Genomic DNA, 23,868 nt, shown 5'->3' on the forward strand with positions numbered 1-23,868 from the left:
TGTTTATTTACATCTAGTAATTCTTAAAGAGTTCTAAAACATCATAGCTTAATATTTGCTTGTTCATAATAATTCGAGGATACGACCAAATCTCCCTAAACCTGTTCTCCAATCAAATTGCACACAATAGCTATATAAAAACATTTGCCTGCGCTGTAAAACTGCATCTATCTACTATCAACGTCAGGTTCTGAACCAATGCTTACGCTTGTTACAGAGAGTAAAACCTTGTTGACAATGTCATCGTTTGCGTACTCATAATATATATTAATAAATGATACAGCTAAAGAAAAGTGTAACCATTGATACCACATATAAAAGATGCTACTTGAACTCGCACTTGCAAAAATGAAACCAATAAAACTCAAAAAGAAATACAAAGCATAGTAAGAATGTGTCTCCGAACCTGATTTTCTTATTTTTTTAAGATGAACAACCAAAAATACGAATAATATTACATATGACAAAAAAACAATTAACCCATAATTCGCTAAAAGTTCCATCCACCAATTATGGGCATTAAAAATCCCGTCTATTCCCCGGCCGGACGTGATCTTATGAATATTCTCTTCAAAATTTCCAGGACCAACTCCTAGAAAGTAGGAATTTTTCAGAAGTTCCAGCCCTTTGAACAATAATTCTTTTCTAATTGCTGCTGATCCTGAGCCAATAGACAACTGGTATTTGATCAACTCATATGCGCTCTGTAAGTATGACCATTGAAATGTAATAAGAAGGGTACAACCTCCTCCTAATAAAATAAAAGGATATTTTGCTCTTTTTATAATGTCTCTTCTAAATAACAAAGCTCCTATTTGAACGACCAAAGCTATCATACAAAACTTTGAATCATTGGCCATGACAATATAACAAAGCATTACAAAAAACAACATGTTTACCAGCTTACTGTAGAGTCCCTTTTTATAAAACGTATTTAACAAAAACATAGGAGAGATGAGAACTAAGTAAAATGAGAAATCATTTTCATTATAAAAGACAGCAGTTGCCCTCTTGACATTGTGATATATCTCAGGCTCTATGACAATCCTAGAAGTTGGAAAATGAATCCCAAAATTTAATTCAATTATTCCAAATATAATTAACCATACCCCCATACCATAGATAAATTGTTGCAATCGTACAAATATATCCATTGAATCTATAGTCATTAACATTACATATACTAAAGTAAAAAACAAACAAAGGTAATAAACCTGCTTCACAGCAGAAATTTTATCAGTAGCCCAAGTAAGTTGTAACAATCCGTATAAAATCCAAATAATAAAGAAAAGCAAAACACAATTGATATAGGTAGAGCTGCTAATAAGCATTTTTTTCGCTCTTACTTGTTTTACCAACAAAATCAAAAACAACCCCAATAATATTACCCTTAGCGCAGTAATAGTAAGAGGCCCCATTTGAATGCGCACGAATAAAGAGTCAAATAATGATAAAAATGATATTGCTATCACTACCATTTTTTTATAAAATTGCCTCACCGTTACTCCACACTCTCTATTATCTTGTAATATTGCTCGATTATTTTTTCGGTAACTTTACCTTTTCCAAACCTTTCATAACAATCAAAAGCAATTTCTTCCGCCTTATAGTAGTTGTAAGTTAACTTCATATTAATTAAAGCTTGGCTCAGAGCCTCAATATCCTCAACTTCCACTAATAACCCGTTTTTCTCATTGACAATGATCTCTGGCCCACCACATTTCGTTGCAACAATCGGTTTACCACATGCTAAAGCTTCAATGAATACAACTCCAAATGTTTCAAAACGGCTTGCTAACACAAATACATCACACTTTTGCATCTCTGTGACTGCTTGTTCCCTTGACAGCTCGCCTAAAAAAATGACTTGCTTTTCAATACCAAGATCCATCGCTATTTTTTCCAAATTCCCCCTCTCCTCTCCGTCCCCTCCTATAACTAACTCTACTTTCTCGTTTCCTTTAAAAGCTTTTGCGAAAGCCTTGAGTAAAATATCAAAACCTTTTTTATATGTTAAAAAAGCTAAACTAAAAAATCTAAATTTATTTGATTTTTCAATGAGCGCATTCTGCTTAAAACGTGATGTATCAACAATATTAGGAATAAGCGCTATTTTTTGTTCTTCTGCATATTTCTTTAGCTCCTTTTGTAAACCAGGACCAACAACAACTATCTTTTTCGCTTGATCAAAGGCTTCTTTAATAAGAGGAATTTGATACTTCTTAATCAATCCTCTTAAAAAAGCAGTGGAGTGCTCAGTAATAATCAATGGGACATTCCATCGTTTGGAAATTTTCGAGCTAGCCCACCCACCCCAGAGAACAGAATGAGCGTGAATAATATCCGGTTTCTTTCCTTCGTTAACCAATTGAGCGAATATCTTTCTTAACTTCAAATAGTACACAATACCTGATCCAATCGGTATTTTAGGTAGGAAATTAAATTCTTTAATCCTATATGTGTCAAGACCGTCCTCTATCTTATGATAAAAGCCTCGTTGCGACTTATACTTTTCCCATTCCTTAAGGCTGTGAATTTCTGGATATGCAATAATGATCTCTATTCCTTTTTCCTGTAAGGCAAGAGCTTGTTCTTTAAAAAAGATCCCTGCATTGGGCTTCTCTTCAGTTGGGTACCAAGAGGGAACAATTAATACTCTCAATTTTTTCCCCACCTTATCAGTTTGCTCGAAAATGTCTTATACAGTTCTATATCCGTGCGGGTGATCAACAGCAAGGAAAGCACATTTGTCCCAGTTGTACGGCAAAAAAGCCAAACTTTTAAAGCAAACGTAAGAGAATATGCTACAGATGTCGCGATTGCTGCACCGTAAAAGCCCCATTTTGGAATAAAAAGGAGATTTAGAACAATATTTATCACAACCGTAAATAAAGAAGTATATAAATTTAATTCTGGCTTTCCTCTTCCTGCCAGGTCATTTGATAAAATTCGCTCGGCCGAAAACAAAGTGATTCCCAGCAACAAAATCTTAATCAAATTTGCAGCTTCTTCATATTTTTCTCCGAACATGATGCTGATCAATAGGTCAGAAACAAAAAATAAACCTATACCCACAATGATGGACAACGACAGCACATTTCTTGCCACTTTTGCAGTAAGACTATTTCTCTCTGTATCATCTTTAGCTGAAGAAATTCTAGGAAATAGCACAGAAGAAACCGGCTGAGATACTATCCACAGTTTTTCAGCTATGCTTACAGCGACATTATACACCCCTACCGCTATAGGGGATAGAAAATAGGAAATAATTAATATGTCAATCCTATAATTCAGAAAGGCCAAAATATTGCTCAAGTGAGCTTTGTATCCGTATAGTAACGAGTCTTTTATAAATTCCACCGACATATACCTTGCATCAATGGAAATATGTTTTTTTTTCAAAAAGAAAATTAGTAGTAATAAAGGAGTGATAACACTCGCTAAAAAAGCAGCCATTGCTCCTATTACACCAAGTTTTAAAAAAAACACTCCTACTACTAAGAAAATTAAGTTCACTATACTTCCGGAAATTGAAACCAAATTAAAGATTCCGAACTCCTGTAATCCTTGAAAAATCGCTTGCAAAAACGAATTAGCAAATAAAAATGGGAGAGAACTTAAAATCAAAAACAGATAAATAGCGGGAACATCCTTAAAAAAGATACCTTTAAATAAACTTATACCTAATACACCTACGATGATCGAAACCACACTCATCATTAGCGCTAGAAAAACATTTGTGGAGACGATCGTCTCCAACGAATACTTCTCTTTCCCAATATAATAAACACTGGCGGAACTAACCCCTATATTTAGAAATGTAAACAACATGTTCGGCAATAAAACAATAAGAGCGTAAATGCCCTGTTTTTCTGGCCCCAAAGCCCTAGCGATAATAATCGCTGATGCAAATCCCAATAAAATCGTTATTATATTCCTGTTAAAATTCAACAAACTATTCTTGACAAACCCATTCTGCATAGTATACTCATCCATTTCAAGATTATATATTGATTGAAAGACGAGCGCCCCTTACTTAGAAGAGGATGATGGACAGCCTCTTGCTTTCAGATCTGAACATTACCGCATGCCGGTCTGGGATTTCATCGAAATCATTTTAGCATTCGCAACCTTGGCAACCACGTTTAGAGCCTCTACCCCTTAAATTTTTTTCGCCAATAATGCCACAAAAACACAAGACCTACTCCAGAAGCAACACCTATGATCAATGCAACTATAATATTTAATAGTGGATCCGGAGAATCTTGACTTGTTGGTTCAACCGGTTTAGACAAAGTCACAATTTTATTATCAATATTTAAAGTTTCCAAAAATAAATTGAGTTGCTGTTGTCTAGACAGACATTCACGATATACATTAGCAGATGTCTTAATTTCATTGATCAACTTACCTAATGCAATCAAATCTGTCTCTGGGATATCGTTTTGATGACCCAGATACTCGCTATCGAAATTCAGTACATATTGGTTATTATCAGAAACTAATGAATCAAGCAAAAAAGGCAACGGTAAATTCCATTTATTCGCCTTATGGTAATAATCTGTAAGCAACTGTTGCAATTCCTCTTTTTGCAATTCCACCTGCATCATAAGTTTCGTATTATCTGCTTTAACTCTATCCTTCATTTCCTTCAATAACAAATCTTTAGAAGCCCATAAAATAGCATCGAGCAGTTCTTTTACGTCTGAAGGGTTCGAACCTCTTAAAGTGATATTTATTAAATTTGTATTTTGTGGGTTTTCAACTATTAAATTCGATTGAACTTGGGAGATATTATAATGCTCACGTCCACTTTTTTGTATGGCTTCCTCAATAACTTGAGGAGATTTGATATATTCCATATAAACCGTTGGTGTCAGCATTTCACTGAAGTAAACGTCCGTTTCTTGTAACGGTTTTCCCGCTGCTAATCCATTATTTACAGAAACAGTAGCTCTAACGGAATAAACAGGATTTATCCAAACAAAACTTGCTAACGCCGTGACAAAAACTACAATGGCCGTAACACCTATAATTACCCATTTGTAGTTGAAAATAACGCGTATTAATTCCACCAAATCAATTTCCTTACGCATAAATGAATAACTCCTTTATTTTTTAACAGGCGTGTTGATTATCCAATAAAATCCAAAGGGTATAGAAAAAAGAGCACCTTTCCTGTAGAATGTGAGTAGCGACACAAACAAACCCAGGAGGTGCTCTCTATGAACAAGCATACCACACTCCCGAATTTGATGCAAAAACTTGTTTCGGATGAAGAGATTCAACTGATTGCCGAAGCGGTTGGGTATCGTGATTCGTCTCGAACCTTTACGTTGCGCGAGTTGATTCACTTCTTCCTGCTGGCCGCCATGCATCAATGGAAAAGCTTTCGCCACGGAGCCGATGTGGGGCCTCTGTATGGATTGCCGCGATTCCATTATTCAACTGTATCCAAGAAAGCGAAAGAAGTTCCCTATGACATCATGAAACGCTTGTTGGCGTTGATCATTTCCAAGTGCAACCGCCAAACCCGCCGTTCGCTTCGGTTTCCCAAACCGCTTCGGGTGGTGGATTCGACGACCGTCACGGTCGGGAAAAACCGCCTGCCATGGGCGCCGTATCACGGCGAACGCGCCGGAGTGAAGCTGCACGTCGCGTATTCGCCGGAATCCTCGTTGCCGGCAGACGTGGTGGAAACCATCGGACTGCGTCATGATGGCCCGGTGGGAGAACAGTTGACGAACGCTCAACAAGTGCTGGTGGAAGACCGGGCGTATTTCAAAATCGAACGCCTCGATCGATTTGTGGAGCAGCATCAGCTCTTTGTCATTCGGATGAAGGACAACATCGAACTTCATCAGAAAAAAAGCTTGAAACGCCTTTCCAGCACATCCTCATCGGTTCAAGCCGACTTCACGTGCCAGTTGGGGACGAAACAATGCCGCTCCACCAAGCGTCACCGGGTGGTGATCTTTCGAGATGCGAATGGCCGCGACATTCGGGTCGTGACGAACCTCTTCCATGCGTCTGCGGAAACCATTGCCGACATGTACCAACAACGTTGGACTGTTGAGGTCTTTTTCCGTTGGGTGAAGCAATATCTGAATGTCCCGACCTTGTTTGGCACGACGGAAAATGCGGTATACAACCAACTGTTTGCGGCGTTCATCGCGTATGTGTTGCTGCGATGGCTGTATGATCAAACCAAAAAACAGACGAACGTCTCTCTTTCCTTCATTTCGTTCGTTCGCCGTTTTTTCTCTGGGCAGCTTCCTCTCGATTGGAAATCCGGGATGGCCGCTGCTTTGTTTGAGTATGCCCAAATTTATGGAAGGCGTATGTATAATTTTGGATAATCAACACTCGTGATTTTTTAATTAATCTTGACAAGAGACGTGTTTTTTATTCGTTTCTACCTTAAAATCCATTGTCTCTTGATACTGGAAAGTCACGTTATGAAAAAGTCCCACATACAAAGGAAGCGAGTCATTTATATGGGAAACCTCACGAGAAAAATCATTCCCCCTTTATGTGGGTATACCCGTTTCTCACTGTTCTCCTAATTTCCGGAGCAAATCATCAACAATTCGCTTCCAAGAATATTGTTCCACCGCCAACTTGCGCCCATTTTCCGCCATCTTTTCGTATTCCTCGCTCGGAAGGCAAAGCAACTCGAGAATCGCGGCAGCGATCTGTTCAGGATTTTCTGGAGGAGCGATTTTTCCGCAATGGTATGTTTCTAAAATCTCTGCGCTCTCCCCTTCGCCGCAGTACAGCACCGGGGTTCCGGTGGCGATCGCCGGGAAAATTTTCGACGGCCTTGCTCCTTTAAACAAATCGATATTGCGCAACGAAACGATGCTGTAATCGGTGATGGAGAAAATCGCCGGCATCTTCTCAACCGGAACGGATCCGTAAAACGTCACGTTGTCAAGACCAAGCTCTTCCTTTAACGCCATCAACGTTTCTCGCTCTTGGCCATCGCCGACAAACAGGAAATGCGCCCGTTCATCTTTTGCTTTGACGATGGCCGCCGCCCGCAACACCGAATCGAGCCCTTGGGCGTATCCCATCGTTCCGGCGTACGTAAACACCACTTTTCCTTCGAGCCCTAATTCCGCAAGCAACTCTTTGTTTTTCGGCAGCGGGCGAAACACATCCGTGTTTACGCCGTTCGGCAATAAAAAGACATCCTCGGGCGCCTTTCCTTGTTCAATCATATAATCGCGAATGCCTTCTGTCGCGGCCGCGATCTTCCAAGCCTTCCGGTATAAAAACAGCTCGAGCCATCTCGCCATTCGGATGAACAGCCGATTTTTCAAAATGCCGAGCTCAACGGCCGATTCCGGCCAAATGTCAGCGACGTTGAAAACAAACTTCGCCCGTTTCAACTTTGCGCCCACGTACCCGGTGATCCCTAAAAACAACGGCGGGGAATTGCAAATGATCACATCCGTCGGCTTCGCTTTCACAAGCAATGAATAAAACGAGCTGAACGTAAATGAAAAATACGAAGCGAGTCGCTTCCAAAAGCTCCCCTTTGGCGACGGATAAATCCATGTCCGATGAACGGGAATGCCGTCCCATTGTTCAAACAAATAAAACAGGCCGCGGTATGGCTCCGGGATCACGCCGTGCGGATGATGCGGGAATGCCGTGAGCACTTCCACTTGATGCCCCCGTTTGATCAGCTCTTTGCTCACCTCATACACACGAATTTGCGGTGCACCCGTTTCCGGTGGGAAGTGTTGGCATAGGTAAATGATTCTCATAGCTCATTCCACACCTCCTTCACGGACTACTTTTCGTCATGATCATTCGTAGAAGTAAGAGCTTCGGATATCCTTATATCCTTATAAAAAACACAAGCAATGAAATATTCATTGTTTTCCAGAGCAATCCTAATATGAAACAACAGCACAAGGGGAATAAAGATGCTCAAACAATTGCAGCATATAGTATACCTAAACTTATCGCTGCCCGATCACCGCCACGATTTTCTCCGCTGCATACCCATCGCCAAAGACGTCCGCATAAACGGGGGCGACTTCCTTGTGAACCGCCGCGACGATCTTCTCGCGGTCCGTGCCGGTTAAGATGTTCGCTCCGCCTTCGAGCGTTTCCACCCATTCGGTTTGTTCGCGCACCGTTACGCAAGGCACGCGCAGGAAATAGGCTTCCTTTTGCACGCCGCCTGAATCGGTGATGATTTTTTTCGCGCCGCTCTCCAGCCTCAGCATGTCCAAATAACCGACCGGATCGATCAGCCGAAGCCCGGGGATCGTTGAGACGTCCAACCCGTATTCTTCCAGCTTATGCCGCGTGCGCGGATGAATCGGCCACACTTTCGTGCCGTCGATGTCCGCAAAGGCAGCCAAAATGGCTTTCAATTTGTCGGGGTCATCGGTATTTTCCGCTCGGTGAATGGTGATCAAGTAGTAGGATTGTTCCGCCAGCGACAAATCAGCCAAAATCGTCGATTGGCGCTGTGCGAGCTCTTTGTTGTACAAAATGGCGTCATACATGACGTCGCCGACATTCCAGACGTTTCGCGTAATGTTTTCTTTGCGTAAGTTTTCCACAGCTGTCTCCGTTGGGCAAAATAAGAGCTCGGAGACATGATCGGTCATAATGCGGTTGATTTCTTCCGGCATCTGCTTGTTGAAGCTGCGCAGTCCGGCTTCGACATGGATGACGGGAATATGGAGCTTCGCCGCGACAAGAGCGCCCGCGAGTGTCGAGTTGGTATCGCCATAGACGAGCACATAATTGGGCTTTTCCTTCAGAACGATTTCCTCAATTTTGATGAGCATTTCCCCTGTTTGCTTTCCATGGCTGCCCGAGCCTACCCCAAGATAGTAGTCAGGGGTCGGAATGTTTAACTCCTCAAAAAAAATGGCCGACATATTTGGATCATAGTGCTGTCCGGTATGGACCAACACTTCCTCACACTCTTTTCGCAACACACGTGAAACAGGGGCTGCTTTAATAAATTGTGGTCTTGCCCCTAATACCGTAACAATTTTCACATTTAAACACTCCTAGTCTTTGTCTTTAAATTGAACAAAACACCTCACCAATTCTTTTAGCAGTCAGATAAGCAAAGGAGCGAATCCGCTCCTAAACGCTTGAATGCTGCGAACAATTTACAGCAACTCCCGCTCGTCCACCATTTTGCTGAAACGGGCCGGGAATCCTTTGACGACGGTTTTCGGTTCCGTATCTTTTGTCACGAGCGCTCCGGCGGCGACGAACGTTTCTTCCGCCACCGTCACGCCCGGCAGCAAAATCGCTCCGCCCCCAACACGCGCTCCGCGCTTGATGGTCGCCCCTTTGATTTTCGCAAATCGCTCCTCCGTCCGTCCCATGTAGTTGTCGTTGGTCGTCGTGACGCACGGGGCGATGAACACATGATCTTCGAGCGTCGTGTACGCCGTGATGTAGGAGTTTGACTGGATTTTCGTCCGATCGCCGATTTGGACGTGGTTTTCGACGCACACCCCGCGCCCGACGATCACATATTGACCGATGTGCACGTTCTCGCGCACGCTCGCCAAATCTGCGATCAATGTGTAGGCGCCGATCGTTGCGCCTCGATAGATGACAGCGTTAGCGCCGATCGTGCAATAGTCGCCAATGACAAGCGGCGGCAGCTCCCCCGACAGCTTGACGGTGCTCGTTTTCGCCGGCTTCGGCGGTTTGCCGAGCACCGCGCCGTCGGCGATCGTCACGCCGTCCCCAATGACCGTTCCTTCGTGAATCGTGACGCGATGGCCGATTTTAACGTCATTCCCGATTTTTACATTCGCCTCGATGACAGTGAAATGGCCGATTTCGACACGTTCACCGCAAACAACAGAGGGATCGACAATATGCATCGTTTCGTCTCCTTCGCTTACAATTTGACGTATTTGACTGGTTTCGACACATCTTTCATGGCGTTACGTGTGTCAAACACGACGCGGCTGTGACGAGCGACCATTTCATAGTCGATGTTGGAATGGTCGGTCGCAATCAAGACAAGATCGGACTGCTCCAGCAATTCCGGCGTCAGCTCGACCGTCTCCACCACCCGGTTGCACGCCCGGAACGACGGAACATACGGGTCGACGACCGCAAACTCCGCTCCGTATTGCTCGAGCAGCTCGACGATTTTCAACACTGGCGATTCGCGCACATCATCAATATCTTTTTTGTAGGCGACGCCGAGCACCGTCACTTTCGAACCGCGCAGCGCCTTCCCTTCTTCGTTCAAAATGAGCATCGCGCGGTTGACGACATATTCCGGCATGGCGTTGTTAATTTCGCCAGCCAGCTCGATCAAGCGCGTATGGTAGTTGTATTCGCGCGCTTTCCATGTCAAATAAAACGGGTCGATCGGAATGCAGTGGCCGCCAAGCCCCGGTCCCGGATAAAACGCCATAAATCCATACGGCTTCGTTTTCGCTGCATCGATGACTTCCCAGACATCAATGCCCATCCGTTCGCACAAAATGGCCATCTCGTTCGCTAGCGCAATGTTGATATGCCGGAACGTGTTTTCAAAAATTTTCTCCATTTCCGCCACCGCCGGACTCGACACTTCATGGACATCGCCTTCAAGCACGGCTCGATACATCGCCGCCGCCACTTTCGTACACGTCTTTGTCACGCCGCCGACGACTTTCGGCGTATTTTTCGTCTTAAACTGCTTGTTGCCCGGGTCCACCCGCTCCGGCGAATAGGCGACGAACACCGTTTCCCCGACGACAAGTCCTTTTTGTTCCAGCGCCGGCTTCACAATTTCTTCTGTCGTCCCTGGATAGGTGGTCGATTCCAAAACGACGAGCATCCCCTCATGGGCATATTTCGCAATTTCCTTCGCCGAGTTTTCGACGTACGACGTATCCGGCTGATGATGCTCATCAAGCGGGGTCGGCACCGCGATCGCCACCGCATCGACTTCCGCAATCCGGGCGTAATCGGTCGTCGCTACCAGTCGTCCTTGTTTGACCATTTCATGCAGGTCTTCATCAACGACATCGCCGATATAGTTGATCCCTTTGTTCACTTGATCGACGCGGCTTTGTTGGATGTCAAAGCCGATGACATGAAACCCTGCTTTTGCTTTTTCGACTGCCAGCGGCAGCCCGACGTAGCCAAGCCCAACCACGCCGATCACCGCGTCGCGTTTCTCAAACTTTTGCAACAGCCGTTCCGCGTAGTTCATTCTTCTCATTCCTTTCTTACTCAGATAATTGCACTCTTGCCCCAGTTTCCGCCGAATGCAAAATGGCTTCGATCAGCCGAACAGGAGCCAGTCCGTCCCAACCATTGACGATCGGCTCGCGGTTTTCGCGAATCGCTTGCACCATATCTTCAATGATCCATTGGTGCCCCGGCTTGCCAAACGGGTCGGCGTTGATCTCATCGATGAGCTTTGCTCGCTCTTCCTCACTGACGCCTTCCGCTTCCCACGTTTCGATAAAGTTCGCCGTCCGGCCGCCGATTTTCACTGATGCCGTTTCGCCGAAAATGGCGATCGACTCCTCTAAGTTTTGCGGGTAAATCGTCGTCGCTGCTTCGATAACGCCAAGCGCTCCGCTTTCAAACTCCACGACCGCCGCCGCAACGTCTTCCGTCTCAATCTTGCGCAGACGAGTTGCCGCCATCGCTTGCACCGCCTTGACCGGCCCCATCAACCAAAGCAGCAAATCCAAATTGTGAATCGCTTGGTTCATCAAAACGCCGCCATCGAACGCTTTCGTCCCTCGCCACGCCGCCTGATCGTAATAGGCTTGATTTCGATTCCAGCGCACCGTGGCGTTCGCGTGGCTCAGTTTTCCGAACATCCCGCGCTCCATCGCCTCTTTCAGCTTCCGAATGGCCGGACGGAAGCGGTTCGGATGAACGACCGCGAGCTTCACGTCGTATTCTTTCGCCGCCCGGATCATCTCTTCAGCGTCGCTCGTGCGGAGCGCCATCGGCTTTTCCACAATGACATGACGGCGATAGCGGGCCGCTAACTTCGTCAACGCCGCATGCAATCCGGACGGAACGCAAATGTTGACGACATCGATCTGTTCGTTCTCCTTCAACATCGTCTCCATATCAGTGTAAACCGGAACCCCCGACACGTCGCGCAGCCGTTCCGGGTTCGTGTCGCACACGGCCGCCAGCTCAGCACCGTCCGCCTTTTCAATGGCATCGATATGTTTTTTCGCGATATGCCCCATGCCGACAATGGCAAAACGGATCATGAAGAATAGTACCTCCTCGCGTCCAATATATACTTCCAAAGCGTCAGCCAAACGACCGTCAAAAATAGGACGAGGACAAGGCCGATCGCTGCAAGCTGCCCGGTATACGTGTTCGATTTCGCCACCGATCCAATGCCAAAGAAAACGCCATTGCTGTATGCAAGTGACGTTTCCTTTGACAGGTTGGACGATCAAACGGAATGACCGTAAAATTCCGCGATTTTCTCCACGACGTATTGTTGCTGCTCCTCTTTCAGCTCTGGGAACATCGGGAGCGACAGCGCTTCTTTCGCTGCTTTTTCCGCCTCCGGCAACTGCCCTTCCTTATACCCGAGCGAAGCAAACACCGGCTGCAAATGCAACGGCAGCGGATAGTACACCATCGTCGCGATCCCCTGTTCTTTCAAAAACGCCTGCAGCTCGTCGCGCTTCGGCACGCGAATCGTGTATTGATGGAACACATGATAGCACCCCTCGACCTCTTTCGGCGTCACGACAAGGTCGCCGACCGCCTCCTGCAGCAGGCGCGTATACGTCGCCGCATGCTGGCGCCGCTGTTCCGTCCAACGATCCAGATGCGGGAATTTGACGCTTAAAATCGCCGCTTGCATCTCATCGAGACGGCTGTTGTAGCCAAGCACATGATGGTAATATTTCGGCTTGCTGCCATGAACGCGGATCACCCTGCATTTTTCGGCCAATTCATCATCGTTCGTAATGATCATGCCGCCATCCCCGTAGGCGCCCAAGTTTTTCGTCGGGAAGAAGCTGTACGTCGCCGCCGTCCCCAGTTCGCCAACGCACTTCCCGTGGTATTTGGCGCCGATGGCTTGGGCGGCGTCCTCAATGACAACCAATCCATGACGCTTGGCAATCGCAGCGATCGCCTCCATATCCGCCATTTGCCCGTATAAATGCACCGGGATGATGGCTTTCGTTTTCTCTGTCACCGCAGCTTCGATTTGTCTAGGATCGATGTTGAACGTCACTGGATCGATATCGACAAACACCGGTTTGGCGCCAAGCCGCGCAATGGCTCCAGCCGTCGCAAAAAACGTAAACGATGTGGTAATGACTTCATCCCCTGGCCCGACGCCAGCCGCTTGCAAAGCAATATGTATCGCATCGCTTCCGTTGCCGCAGCCGATTCCGTGTTTCGCCCGACTGTAAGCGGCAATTTCCGCTTCCATTTTCTTTACATAGTCCCCTAAAATAAAGCGGGAAGAACGCATCACCTCGTCCAATACACGCATGATCTCCGGCTTTAATTGTTCATACTGTTCGCTCAAATCCAACATTGGCACGTTCATTATGAGTTCCTCCAAACCCTAAAAGATTCTCTCCTAAATATGTTTAGTTTATCACATTTACGCCAATATATAATGAAAGTTTCGTGGCAAGCAACGTTAAACATGGAAAAATGCGCTCGCCTGCTGTATAAAACAAGAAAAAAACGGGTATAATTTCCCAGAGACAAGCCATCCCTCAAAAAAGCCGTTTGTCACTTTAGCGACACAAACGGCCTGTTTTTACTAACAATATGAAATTTTACCGATCGTTCCCGTACACTTTCCGCCCTCCGCGCAACAGTTTGCGTATAAAGGTCATAAACGGCTTATACTGATCATTGACCAAGCCGATCAACTCAGCCAGCAGCTCCCCGAAGACAATCAAGGCAAAAACGATGAGAATGGACTGCCATAACGTCGAGGCGGAGAACAAAATAGCGCTGACCGCAAACATCAAGCCGAACGCATAAATCAACAAGACCGTGTTGCGGTGCGAAAACCCGAGAGCGAGCAACCGATGATGGAGATGCGACTTATCAGGCGCCGAGATCGGCCGCTTGTTCACGATGCGGCGGATAATAGCAAACGTCGTATCGAAAATCGGCACGCCCAAAATGATCACCGGAACGACGAAGCTAAAGAGCGTTACGCTTTTGTAAAGGCCTAGCACCGACAGAACAGAAATGGCATAACCTAAAAACAACGCACCGGTATCCCCCATGAAAATTTTCGCCGGGTGGAAGTTGTAAAACAAGAAAGCGATGACGCTGCCTAGGATGATCAAACAAAGGGTGAAAATGAGCGTTTTGCCCGCCATGCCCGCCATGACGGCAATGGCCGCAATCCCAATGGCGGAAATGCCCGCGGACAATCCATCCAACCCATCGATCAAGTTGATGGCGTTCGTGATCGCCACAATCCAAAATATCGTAATCGGGTAGCTCCACAGCCCCAACTCAAACGTGCCGACAAACGGGATGGTCAAAAGATCGACCTTGAGTCCCGAAGCGACAACAACGAACGCCGCCAACAACTGTCCGGCCAGCTTCACCTTGGGAGACAGCTCGTACAAATCATCGAGCAATCCGACAAGCACGATAATAATGGCGCCAACGGTCAAGGCTGTCACTTGCTCTCGGTAAACGCCGCCAACGAAATAGCCGACAGTCACCCCGATAAAAATGGCTAATCCCCCGAGCCTCGGCATTACTCGCGTATGCACTTTGCGCCCGTTCGGTCGATCGACCGCACCAATCTTAATGGCCAGCTTGATGACGAACGGGGTGATGGTCAATACTGTTAGGAACGAAGCGACACATGCCGCAAACGCTTCGATATTCATGAGCAATCACCTTGGCTTTATAAAATCTCGGTAAGGACACATCATCTTTATGTTACCATATACGATGAGTAAATCAATCTTTTTTTACCCCCCTTTTTTGTACCCAAAGATGGAAAATTTCTTTCCATAAAAAATTCCAACGAGAAGCGATCGTTGGAAAGAAATTAAGAATTATTAAATTGATCGGCTCTTCACCACAAAATGTACTTGACAAAAAACGTTTTTCATGATAAGAACGTCAAAAAGATTGATTACCATTTTTTGTTATTTTTGTTCAACCGGGAGGGATAATATCATGTTTGTTCCTAAAAGTCAAGTACATCTTTCGGTGATGAACCAATTGATCTCCTAACTTGGCTAGCCTTTACGGCAGGACTTTGAACAAATCATGTTCAAAAATAAAATCGGAAATTTCAATCTCATACTTCACCCGCTCATAATTGCGCCGACATTTGTCCACCTCAACTTTTCGGCCCGTCTCTGCATTCAAACAAGTACCATTCGTAAAAATGCCATCGTGGGATGCCAAATAGTCATATCGATCAGAAAAAAATGTATATGGTACAATTTCATGGCGGAATCCAACATACCCTTCGTGTTTCGTGGTCAAATCGAAACCGAGTTGATAAAGCGGTCTCTCAATTCCCATTAACGAGCTAATCGTCGGAAAAATATCCATCTGACTTCCAATTACATCGTAAACAACGGGTTTCGTTTGCTTCGGATAGTGAATGACTAACGGAATGTTAAACATGGCCTTTTTGTCAAAGGTAATACCTAACAAACGTTTTAACTCCTCGGCGTTATCTGGCAACAGTCCATAATGGTCTCCATAATATACAAATAACGTTTCATCCCAAAGACCGTTTTTCTTCAGCTGTTGAATAAATTGCCCTAGAGCCTCATCAGCATAATGAACACTTTGCAAGTAGTCCCCTGTCATCGTTCCTTCGAACTCTTTAGGTAAGGACAATTTTTGTTCTTCTTTCGGCAACTTAAACGGGCGATGATTCGACAAGGTCACAATAAATCCATATATTGGACTTTTTTCACTCTGTTTCTTGTAAATTTCAGCCATCTTATGGAACATTGCCTTATCCGATATTCCTAATCCCATATGGTCAGGGGAACCAATGCTCGGATGCCCTTTATAATAAAACACATCATACCCTTGAGATTTATACGCGTTTTTTCGATTCCAAAATTCAGGCGTATTTCCATGCGCTGCACTCGTCATATATCCCTCTTGTTTGAGTATAACTGGCAAGGAGCGGAAGGTTTTATCCACGTATGTGCGATATGCACCGTCTTTTCTGCTTGGATACAACGAATTGTTTGCAACAAACTCTGCATCAGACGTATTCCCCCGACCAATTTGAAGGTAAATGTGATTAAAATATAAACTTTCCCGAATTAAGCGGTTCAAGTGAGGTGTCACTTCCTGTCCATTCACCTTCAGTCCAACGACAAAATTGTTCAACGACTCAGCCTGAACCATGATTAAATTTTTTCCCTTTGCCACTCCATAGAAGGGAGACTGTTTATACTCGGCTTGTTTCGCTTGAAAGTACTTTTTAATTTCTCGTATTTTCTGTTTCTCATTTTTTGTAAGTGGCTGTTCTTCAGCGAATGCCAAATTGCTCTTTTGCAAAAAATACTGGTACGTATCGTATAGATGAGCGGACATAAGCCCCGCTGTTCCAACTTTAAGGTGATCAGTAAAACCCGGTTTAATATGCCGAATGGGAATGAAAAGCAACACCATACCCATTAGCAAAAAACCGATAAAAAGAGGTTTTCTCCACTTCGCAATAGCTGGATTACTCTGATGGCTCTTTAACCGAAATAGGACGGCCATCATCGGCACAAGGAGAATAGAACCTACAAAATAAAGAATATCCCGATGCTTTATAAGCGTCCAAACCGAATCAGCAACGGAATCCAATTGAGTTAATTGTGTAATCATTTCAATGGAAAGAATTCCATCATAATAACGTTCATAAACCACATCGCTATAGATAATGATATTGGCAGCTAAATACAAGAGGAAAGAGAAGATGAACTTCCGCCTTTCGCTCGTCGAGACTAACGGTGCTAAGCAAAGCAGAGAAAGGGCAATATTCGATATAAAAAAATTCATATAGTGTATATCGCCGTATATTTCCTTTACTGAAAGAAAATTAGCCACTGAGAGTCCAACAAATATCGTTAAAGCCCACAAGCCCTCAAATAGCCATCCTCTATTCAACCTTACTCACCTACCCACCTGTATAATACCGTTATGAACCATTTCCGGGATAAAGAAGCTCTGTTAATCTTAGATGTATTTTTAACACTTTAATAAATATAAAGCACAGCGAAAACGTTGGTCAAGGTGTTTTTTGCAAGCAAAAAGTGCAGAGAATTGCAAGAAAAAATACATAGGCTTGCCTGCTCCATGAATTTATCGTTCAACCAAGTGAGAAGGGGCGACTGAACGGCAGAAAGCGCGTGCCGCAAGCGGTAGCCTCCGGCCTGTCGAAAGAGCTGAGTGAGCCCGTGAAGAAAACATTCGCTGTTTTCCGCCGGCAATGAATACGCATACGCAGCGTTGCTATAGGGAAAGCATATGATTAAAACGGATCGCTCTTCTTCCTTCCCCTCCTTCGTCATCACCGTCATCTTCCCGAAATCCACCTGCGCCTCGCCTAGCGGGTGCTCTAGTCGTTCATAGCGCTGTTCTTTCTCGAGTTTGAACTGCGGTCCTCGTTTTTGCACGTACGCGCAAACGGTGCGATAGAAGCCTTGAAATCCATGATCACGACAAAGCGCTTCAAACATCGTCTTGTTCGTTCGCCGTCGTTTTCTCGGCAGCTTGGCATCTTCCTCTAACCAGTCGTCAATGATTTGTCCGTATCCTTCCTCCATCATCCCCTTTTTCCGTTTGACAGTCGGTTGGACAGAAATGTCCCCATCTGCGTATTTCTTGACCGTTCTCCAGTTATATCCCGTTTCGCGGGAAATTTCCGCAATCGATAACCCTTTCTTTTCACGCAGTTTTCTGATACGATGAATTTCGGGCATTGTCAGCATCCTTTCCCTTCTCCACTGTTTGGTTATGTATTCACAACTTCCACAGTAGAGGAAATGTTAGGGGCTGGCAAGCCTTTTTCTATGCCATGAAGCTCTGCACTTTTTTGTTGCAGAACTCTGTATTGTTATTTTGCACTAAACATAGCATTTTGGACAAATTTCCATATAGTTTATCGAGAGTTTGTACCGATCAAAATTATTCTTAAATTCATTCTGTAGATGAGCATTTTTCATTACAGTAATTTCCATTCCCTAAGAGACAAACAGGGGACCCCTTAGGCGACATGGAGCTGTTTTTTGATCACATCAATGGGAATATCTTGCTTTGCGGCGTCATAGATGAACTCGACGACGCTGTGCCCTTTCCGAGACCGAAGAAGCTCCAGGCCGGAAGAGAGGTCTTGTTGAGATTCCGCGATGCTGTATACACAGGCTAACAGCACCACGACCCAATACCGTTTCACCGCCCGAACGTGGCGAACACGGTACCCATCGAGCTTCAGCTGGTCTTTTGCCTGCCGGAAAAAGCATTCGATCGTCCAGCGCTGGGCATAGTAACGCAAGATGTCTTCGTCACTCAGCTCCCGGTCGGTGCTCAAGACGACATGGAGATGATCCGGTGTCATCGGTTCATCCGCCTTCCAAGCCAGCAGCACCACCGCGTCATCAAGACCGTTGAGCGCGCCTTCGTAGCGGTAGACACGATAGCGCTCGTTCCCCACCGTGACGAGGCGGGTGTCGTTGGGCTCGATATAGCGGGCAAACTCCTTTGCTTGGACGGCGATGCCTTTCGGGTAGAGAATCCGGTTCGTCTTGAGCATGGCGATGACATGGAATCCTTGTTTTAGGCAGGTTTCGATGAGCGCTTGGGACGGATACCACGAATCCATAAGCACATACACCGGCTGAGCCCGCTTCCCCTTGAGCGAGGAAAGCATCTCGATCGCCAGGTCGATTTTGCTTCTTCCCGCTGTCTTGTCATACAGACGAAAGCCGAACGGAAACGCTTGCGTGAAGGTGTGCACCATCAGCCAAACAAGCGAATGCCCCCAGACCAATTGATGATCGCTGTGAGAGAAATGCCAGTCACACCCTTGAATGGCGTGGGCGGCCCGTGACGAAGGCTTCGTTTTTTGACAAATCGTATCATCGATCGAAACAAAAAGGGGTTGATTCTCCTGTTTGGCTAGGCGTTCGATCTGGCGAAGGATCCATTCTTGCAGCTTCTCAAGCCAGGCGTGTTGATTATCCAATAAAATCCAAAGGGTATAGAAAAAAGAGCACCTTTCCTGTAGAATGTGAGTAGCGACACAAACAAACCCAGGAGGTGCTCTCTATGAACAAGCATACCACACTCCCGAATTTGATGCAAAAACTTGTTTCGGATGAAGAGATTCAACTGATTGCCGAAGCGGTTGGGTATCGTGATTCGTCTCGAACCTTTACGTTGCGCGAGTTGATTCACTTCTTCCTGCTGGCCGCCATGCATCAATGGAAAAGCTTTCGCCACGGAGCCGATGTGGGGCCTCTGTATGGATTGCCGCGATTCCATTATTCAACTGTATCCAAGAAAGCGAAAGAAGTTCCCTATGACATCATGAAACGCTTGTTGGCGTTGATCATTTCCAAGTGCAACCGCCAAACCCGCCGTTCGCTTCGGTTTCCCAAACCGCTTCGGGTGGTGGATTCGACGACCGTCACGGTCGGGAAAAACCGCCTGCCATGGGCGCCGTATCACGGCGAACGCGCCGGAGTGAAGCTGCACGTCGCGTATTCGCCGGAATCCTCGTTGCCGGCAGACGTGGTGGAAACCATCGGACTGCGTCATGATGGCCCGGTGGGAGAACAGTTGACGAACGCTCAACAAGTGCTGGTGGAAGACCGGGCGTATTTCAAAATCGAACGCCTCGATCGATTTGTGGAGCAGCATCAGCTCTTTGTCATTCGGATGAAGGACAACATCGAACTTCATCAGAAAAAAGCTTGAAACGCCTTTCCAGCACATCCTCATCGGTTCAAGCCGACTTCACGTGCCAGTTGGGGACGAAACAATGCCGTTCCACCAAGCGTCACCGGGTGGTGATCTTTCGAGATGCGAATGGCCGCGACATTCGGGTCGTGACGAACCTCTTCCATGCGTCTGCGGAAACCATTGCCGACATGTACCAACAACGTTGGACTGTTGAGGTCTTTTTCCGTTGGGTGAAGCAATATCTGAATGTCCCGACCTTGTTTGGCACGATGGAAAATGCGGTATACAACCAACTGTTTGCGGCGTTCATCGCGTATGTGTTGCTGCGATGGCTGTATGATCAAACCAAAAAACAGACGAACGTCTCTCTTTCCTTCATTTCGTTCGTTCGCCGTTTTTTCTCTGGGCAGCTTTCTCTCGATTGGAAATCCGGGATGGCCGCTGCTTTGTTTGAGTATGCCCAAATTTATGGAAGGCGTATGTATAATTTTGGATAATCAACACTCGTGTTCTCAAGCAGTTTTTCCTCGTTCCAAGGGCTTTTCGTGAAAAAGTGGCTCAGTGTCGTTCGATGATTCGGGTGAAAACTCCAGTACCGGACATCCGTCAATGTCCCCGAAAATCCCTTGGTAGTCAAGGCGTCGACAAGATGAACGAGATGCTTGATGACCGGCTTCGAGAAATAAAGCGCCAATCCCAGCGTCATGAAAAACTTGTGGATTCCTTGATGATGTGCTAATCTATTCATGAGACATGAACCTCCTTGTGGGTAGTTTGAGCACATCTATTTTACTCAAGGAGCTGGGTTCATGTCTCCTTTTTTGTTTAGCTGTCAATTTATGTTAGCAAATTTGCTCATCTACAGATTCATTGTAAAAACTTAGACTGGTACAATAATAGAACGGCGCGGTGATCTCATCACATAAAAATCCCCCTGCGGCCCAAGCTGAACGCCTAGGGCTACAGGAGGAGACGAGTTATTTCAGTTCACGTATAATCCATGTAGAAGACACCCAACCCGTTCGCCCATCATCTAGAACAATTTGATACCATGAACCTTGTTGTTCAATAGTGCCATCACTCTTTAATTTCAGAGAGACATATTGCCCCATTTTTAATTTGCTTATGACATTTTCCTCTGGTATTTTTGGTATTATTGGCGTCGACCGAACATTTAATGTGTCTGCTGTCACACTTCCTAAGTTTTTCACCGTTATATACCTTGCATAATCATATAGTTTAATAGCGTTCGTCCAATATTGTCGACCGTTATATTCTAAGCGGAACCAATAATCATTCGTTTTCTCGCGCGGCGCAAAGGTGGCACCTTTCGCCAAGACCGCAATCTGTTTGCCTCCCTTTTGGTCATAAAGCGGGATAGGACTATTAGCAACGGCAACAATCCCCGTCGGGAAGTAGTCAGACCCCGGCGGAATGGACGGAGCGGGAGGAACAGACTTATCAACGGGAGCTGACTTATAATAGTTACTGTCATACGGCAACATATTAGCCATATGGCGAGCAATGGTTTGTCCCCAGTACGGATCGCTTGCGTAATAAAAGTTCATCCCTTCGCTGCTTTCATCCACCCGTATCTTCTCGAGTGTATTCGTCCGAAAACCAAGAATCGGTCCTTTGAAGAAAGGATGGGAAGGGTTTAAATAGCTCGATTTGATTTTTCGCGCCACGTACTCAATTGACTCCTCAATGGATGAGAAGCGGTATGCCGCGACAAAGGGGGCATCATCATAAGCCCCATAACCAAATAAGTTATATTTAGTGAGTGCTAGCCTTGATGTGCCGAACGCGCTTTCGTGAATGGCATGAGCCGCTAAATACAACGGGTTGACCCCATACTTTCTCCCGACATTAATGAACGTTTGACCTTGATTGGCTAAAACACTTTGCTTACCTGTCGACTGAACGTAACTTTGAATGTATTTGTTAATTTGCCAAGCCTCGACCGGTGCTTGTGTACGCAGATCGATAAACTGGTAGCCATCGCGACGGCCATCAAGCGGAGCGCCAGTTTTCACCTCTGTTATCAAATCCGGATCACCCGAAACATAGCCGATCTGATTGTCATATTTTATCTTATACCAACCATTTGATGTTTGATGCGTTGGCACGACAATTGTTCCTTTTGGAATAATTGCAAGGCGGTCGGCATTGACATCTGGCTGCTTACGAAAGTTCAAATTGACTCTAACGGCAAACGTTCGGTCAACCATTTCTCGTTCCGTAATGGTTGACGATGAATCGTTGGGCTGCGCCGATGCTGGATTCAATGGGTTGCTCGGTGACGAGCTGCTCGGTGGAGCCGGAACATACTTCTCCAGCTCCGAACTATATATATATCCTTTCTTTCCTTTATACGTTACCTCATACCAGCCGTTGATGTGAAGGGATGATGAGATCACCGTCCCTTTCGGAATCGTCACAAGCCGACTGTGCGCACTTCCTGGCGCCCCATACAGCACAGCGTCTTCCTTCACTTCATATTTCGTTTGGCTGAACCGTTGGGGCGTTACTTTTGTGACATCATTAACTGAGACATACAACTTTTTCCCATTAAAGGCGACTTCGTACCACGTTTGACCAATGCTGTTGATGACCATCCTTGTTGAGTATAGACCATTTCCAACCGCCAATTTCACCGCGTTTCCTTTTGACTTTGGTACACTATACAGAACGGCTGCTGTTTTAGTAAAGAGATACGTCCCGCTTATATTTTTGTACTGATCGTACTCGCGCAAGTAGCTACCGCTTATCCAACCGATTTTTGTATATTTTCGGCCCTTTTCACTATACTCATAGGATACTTTATACCAACTTCCTAATTTCTCGGTAGCTGTCACCGTTCTCCCTTTTGGAATGGTCACGATCTTTTTATATTTTGTCCCTGCCCCTGTTCTTAGGTTTACATTTGCCGTTGTTTGATAAACGGTTTTCGCGATCGCCACCGACCTAACTGTATTCCCTATAGCTGTTTGGGAAGCACTCACTGGCGATTGGGACGAAGCTTTCTTTAAATAATCACCACTCACCCATCCAGTTCTCGTATATTTTCGGCCTTTAACCGTATAATCATAGGATACTTTGTACCAATCCCCCAATCTTTCTGTCGCGGTGACAGTTTTCCCTTTTGGGATCGTCATGATGACTTTGTACTTCGTTCCCGCCCCTGTTCGCATGTTCAAGTTCGCTGTCGTTTGATAGATGGTTGGGGCAGCAACAGCCATCTTGACAGCTCTCTCCGCAGACGACTGGGACGTCAACTTCTTTAAATAATCACCACTCACCCATCCAGTTCTCGTATATTTCCGGCCTTTAACCGTATAATCATAGGATACTTTGTACCAGTCCCCCAATCTTTCTGTCGCGGTGACAGTTTTCCCTTTTGGGATTGTCATGATGACTTTGTACTTCGTTCCGGCCCCTGTTCGCATGTTCAAGTTCGCTGTCGTTTGGTAAACAGTGGGGACAATTTTAACAGCACTGGCTGCTTCGGTTACCGACAAGTTCCAAGGAATAGGAGAAAAACTCGCTGATGATGCTAATAAAAAGCCTGTCGACAAGGCGATAGCCTTCCCCATTTTCTTCATTGGTTTCCTCTCACCTACTTTTCTCTTTTTCTGTGAAAATCCCGTCGGCAAGCGATGATTTTCATGCCCGGATGAAGGACAAAACGTTGTCCACGGGCCTTTCGTTAAACGGCTAAAACGATCACTGCCGTCTTTCTATATTTTTTATCGGCCAATAAACGACAAAATTAAAGCATTTTTTCCTTTTTTCATCCGCCTTTTATATTTTAGAAAAGAAAAACGACACAAAGATAAAGTATTTACTTTCTTTCGTTGTCAATCTTCAAAATCCGGCTCTTCACCAAAAGTTGTACTTGATTTTTCCATCACACATCTTACTTATGCATCCACGAAAGAACGGGAAACC

Annotated in this window: 14 protein-coding genes and 4 pseudogenes; 2 read left to right on the forward strand and 16 right to left on the reverse strand. The window is 45.5% G+C overall.

Annotated features, from left to right (window positions below; translation table 11 throughout):
* Positions 1-167 precede the first annotated feature (167 nt).
* The 4 genes from GC56T2_RS15615 to GC56T2_RS15630 all read right to left on the reverse strand — a co-directional run bounded on the left by GC56T2_RS15615 (position 168) and on the right by GC56T2_RS15630 (position 5,096).
* Entirely contained in the window at positions 168-1,499 is a 1,332-nt protein-coding gene (locus GC56T2_RS15615) for an O-antigen ligase family protein (RefSeq protein WP_144976450.1), read from the reverse strand.
* A gap of 2 nt (positions 1,500-1,501) precedes the next feature.
* Positions 1,502-2,662: a glycosyltransferase gene (locus tag GC56T2_RS15620; protein WP_144976452.1), complete on the reverse strand. Its 1,161-nt coding sequence runs from the start codon at positions 2,660-2,662 to the stop codon at positions 1,502-1,504.
* A complete protein-coding gene (locus tag GC56T2_RS15625; protein ID WP_172706363.1) occupies positions 2,659-3,981 on the reverse strand; it encodes a flippase in 1,323 nt (440 codons plus the stop codon). The genes GC56T2_RS15620 and GC56T2_RS15625 overlap by 4 nt, the downstream gene beginning before the upstream one ends.
* 173 nt (positions 3,982-4,154) lie before the next feature.
* The gene (locus tag GC56T2_RS15630; protein WP_144976456.1) at positions 4,155-5,096 is read right to left on the reverse strand and encodes a YveK family protein; all 942 of its coding nucleotides are present in this window, start codon (positions 5,094-5,096) and stop codon (positions 4,155-4,157) included.
* 129 nt (positions 5,097-5,225) lie between these two features.
* Between GC56T2_RS15630 and GC56T2_RS15635 the strand changes: the two genes are divergently transcribed.
* The gene (locus GC56T2_RS15635) at positions 5,226-6,359 is read left to right on the forward strand and encodes an IS4-like element IS5377 family transposase (RefSeq protein WP_015375695.1); all 1,134 of its coding nucleotides are present in this window, start codon (positions 5,226-5,228) and stop codon (positions 6,357-6,359) included.
* Positions 6,360-6,551: 192 nt separating this feature from the next.
* Here GC56T2_RS15635 and GC56T2_RS15640 read toward each other — a convergent pair whose 3' ends face one another.
* The 10 genes and pseudogenes from GC56T2_RS15640 to GC56T2_RS15690 all read right to left on the reverse strand — a co-directional run.
* Entirely contained in the window at positions 6,552-7,775 is a 1,224-nt protein-coding gene (locus GC56T2_RS15640; RefSeq protein WP_144976458.1) for a glycosyltransferase family 4 protein, read from the reverse strand.
* A 198-nt stretch (positions 7,776-7,973) separates the two neighbouring features.
* A complete protein-coding gene (gene wecB / locus GC56T2_RS15645) occupies positions 7,974-9,032 on the reverse strand; it encodes a non-hydrolyzing UDP-N-acetylglucosamine 2-epimerase (protein ID WP_144976460.1) in 1,059 nt (352 codons plus the stop codon).
* A 117-nt stretch (positions 9,033-9,149) separates the two neighbouring features.
* The gene (locus tag GC56T2_RS15650) at positions 9,150-9,881 is read right to left on the reverse strand and encodes an N-acetyltransferase (RefSeq protein ID WP_144976462.1); all 732 of its coding nucleotides are present in this window, start codon (positions 9,879-9,881) and stop codon (positions 9,150-9,152) included.
* Between the two features lie 17 nt (positions 9,882-9,898).
* Positions 9,899-11,212 carry a nucleotide sugar dehydrogenase gene (locus GC56T2_RS15655; RefSeq protein WP_144976464.1) on the reverse strand — a complete coding sequence of 438 codons (1,314 nt, stop codon included), beginning with the start codon at positions 11,210-11,212 and terminating at the stop codon, positions 9,899-9,901.
* Positions 11,213-11,228: 16 nt separating this feature from the next.
* Positions 11,229-12,242: a Gfo/Idh/MocA family protein gene (locus tag GC56T2_RS15660; RefSeq protein WP_144976466.1), complete on the reverse strand. Its 1,014-nt coding sequence runs from the start codon at positions 12,240-12,242 to the stop codon at positions 11,229-11,231.
* 191 nt (positions 12,243-12,433) lie between these two features.
* Positions 12,434-13,552, reverse strand: coding sequence for a DegT/DnrJ/EryC1/StrS family aminotransferase (locus GC56T2_RS15670; protein ID WP_144976469.1), 1,119 nt, complete (start codon positions 13,550-13,552; stop codon positions 12,434-12,436).
* A 238-nt stretch (positions 13,553-13,790) separates the two neighbouring features.
* Positions 13,791-14,873, reverse strand: coding sequence for a glycosyltransferase family 4 protein (locus GC56T2_RS15675; RefSeq protein WP_144976471.1), 1,083 nt, complete (start codon positions 14,871-14,873; stop codon positions 13,791-13,793).
* 364 nt (positions 14,874-15,237) lie between these two features.
* Positions 15,238-17,121, reverse strand: a complete 1,884-nt coding sequence (locus GC56T2_RS15680; RefSeq protein ID WP_144976473.1) for an LTA synthase family protein — start codon at positions 17,119-17,121, stop codon at positions 15,238-15,240.
* A 257-nt stretch (positions 17,122-17,378) separates the two neighbouring features.
* Positions 17,379-17,945, reverse strand: a pseudogene (locus GC56T2_RS15685) (transposase); the annotation flags it as partial.
* Between the two features lie 275 nt (positions 17,946-18,220).
* Positions 18,221-19,177 (reverse strand): annotated as a pseudogene (locus GC56T2_RS15690) (IS701 family transposase); the annotation flags it as partial.
* A gap of 104 nt (positions 19,178-19,281) precedes the next feature.
* Here GC56T2_RS15690 and GC56T2_RS15695 point away from each other — a divergent pair.
* A pseudogene (locus GC56T2_RS15695) lies at positions 19,282-20,414 on the forward strand (IS4 family transposase).
* Between the two features lie 17 nt (positions 20,415-20,431).
* Here the strand turns inward: GC56T2_RS15695 and GC56T2_RS15700 are convergent.
* Together GC56T2_RS15700 and GC56T2_RS15705 are read right to left on the reverse strand one after the other, a co-directional pair.
* A pseudogene (locus tag GC56T2_RS15700) lies at positions 20,432-20,665 on the reverse strand (IS701 family transposase); the annotation flags it as partial.
* Between the two features lie 229 nt (positions 20,666-20,894).
* Positions 20,895-23,522 (reverse strand): SH3 domain-containing protein, encoded by a 2,628-nt coding sequence (locus GC56T2_RS15705; protein ID WP_144976476.1) that lies wholly within the window; start codon positions 23,520-23,522, stop codon positions 20,895-20,897.
* Positions 23,523-23,868 lie beyond the last annotated feature (346 nt).

This window comes from Geobacillus sp. C56-T2 (assembly GCF_007829715.1).
GTDB lineage: Bacteria > Bacillota > Bacilli > Bacillales > Anoxybacillaceae > Geobacillus > Geobacillus icigianus.

Bases quoted from the DNA above. Each gene is read 5' to 3' on its own strand.
- GC56T2_RS15625 (WP_172706363.1), bottom strand. From the start codon at position 3,981: ATGCAGAATGGGTTTGTCAAGAATAGTTTGTTGAATTTTAACAGGAAT.
- GC56T2_RS15630 (WP_144976456.1), bottom strand. From the start codon at position 5,096: ATGCGTAAGGAAATTGATTTGGTGGAATTAATACGCGTTATTTTCAAC.
- GC56T2_RS15635 (WP_015375695.1), top strand. From the start codon at position 5,226: ATGAACAAGCATACCACACTCCCGAATTTGATGCAAAAACTTGTTTCG.
- GC56T2_RS15640 (WP_144976458.1), bottom strand. From the start codon at position 7,775: ATGAGAATCATTTACCTATGCCAACACTTCCCACCGGAAACGGGTGCA.
- GC56T2_RS15650 (WP_144976462.1), bottom strand. From the start codon at position 9,881: ATGCATATTGTCGATCCCTCTGTTGTTTGCGGTGAACGTGTCGAAATC.
- GC56T2_RS15655 (WP_144976464.1), bottom strand. From the start codon at position 11,212: ATGAACTACGCGGAACGGCTGTTGCAAAAGTTTGAGAAACGCGACGCG.
- GC56T2_RS15660 (WP_144976466.1), bottom strand. From the start codon at position 12,242: ATGATCCGTTTTGCCATTGTCGGCATGGGGCATATCGCGAAAAAACAT.
- GC56T2_RS15670 (WP_144976469.1), bottom strand. From the start codon at position 13,552: ATGAACGTGCCAATGTTGGATTTGAGCGAACAGTATGAACAATTAAAG.
- GC56T2_RS15675 (WP_144976471.1), bottom strand. From the start codon at position 14,873: ATGAATATCGAAGCGTTTGCGGCATGTGTCGCTTCGTTCCTAACAGTA.
- GC56T2_RS15705 (WP_144976476.1), bottom strand. From the start codon at position 23,522: ATGAAGAAAATGGGGAAGGCTATCGCCTTGTCGACAGGCTTTTTATTA.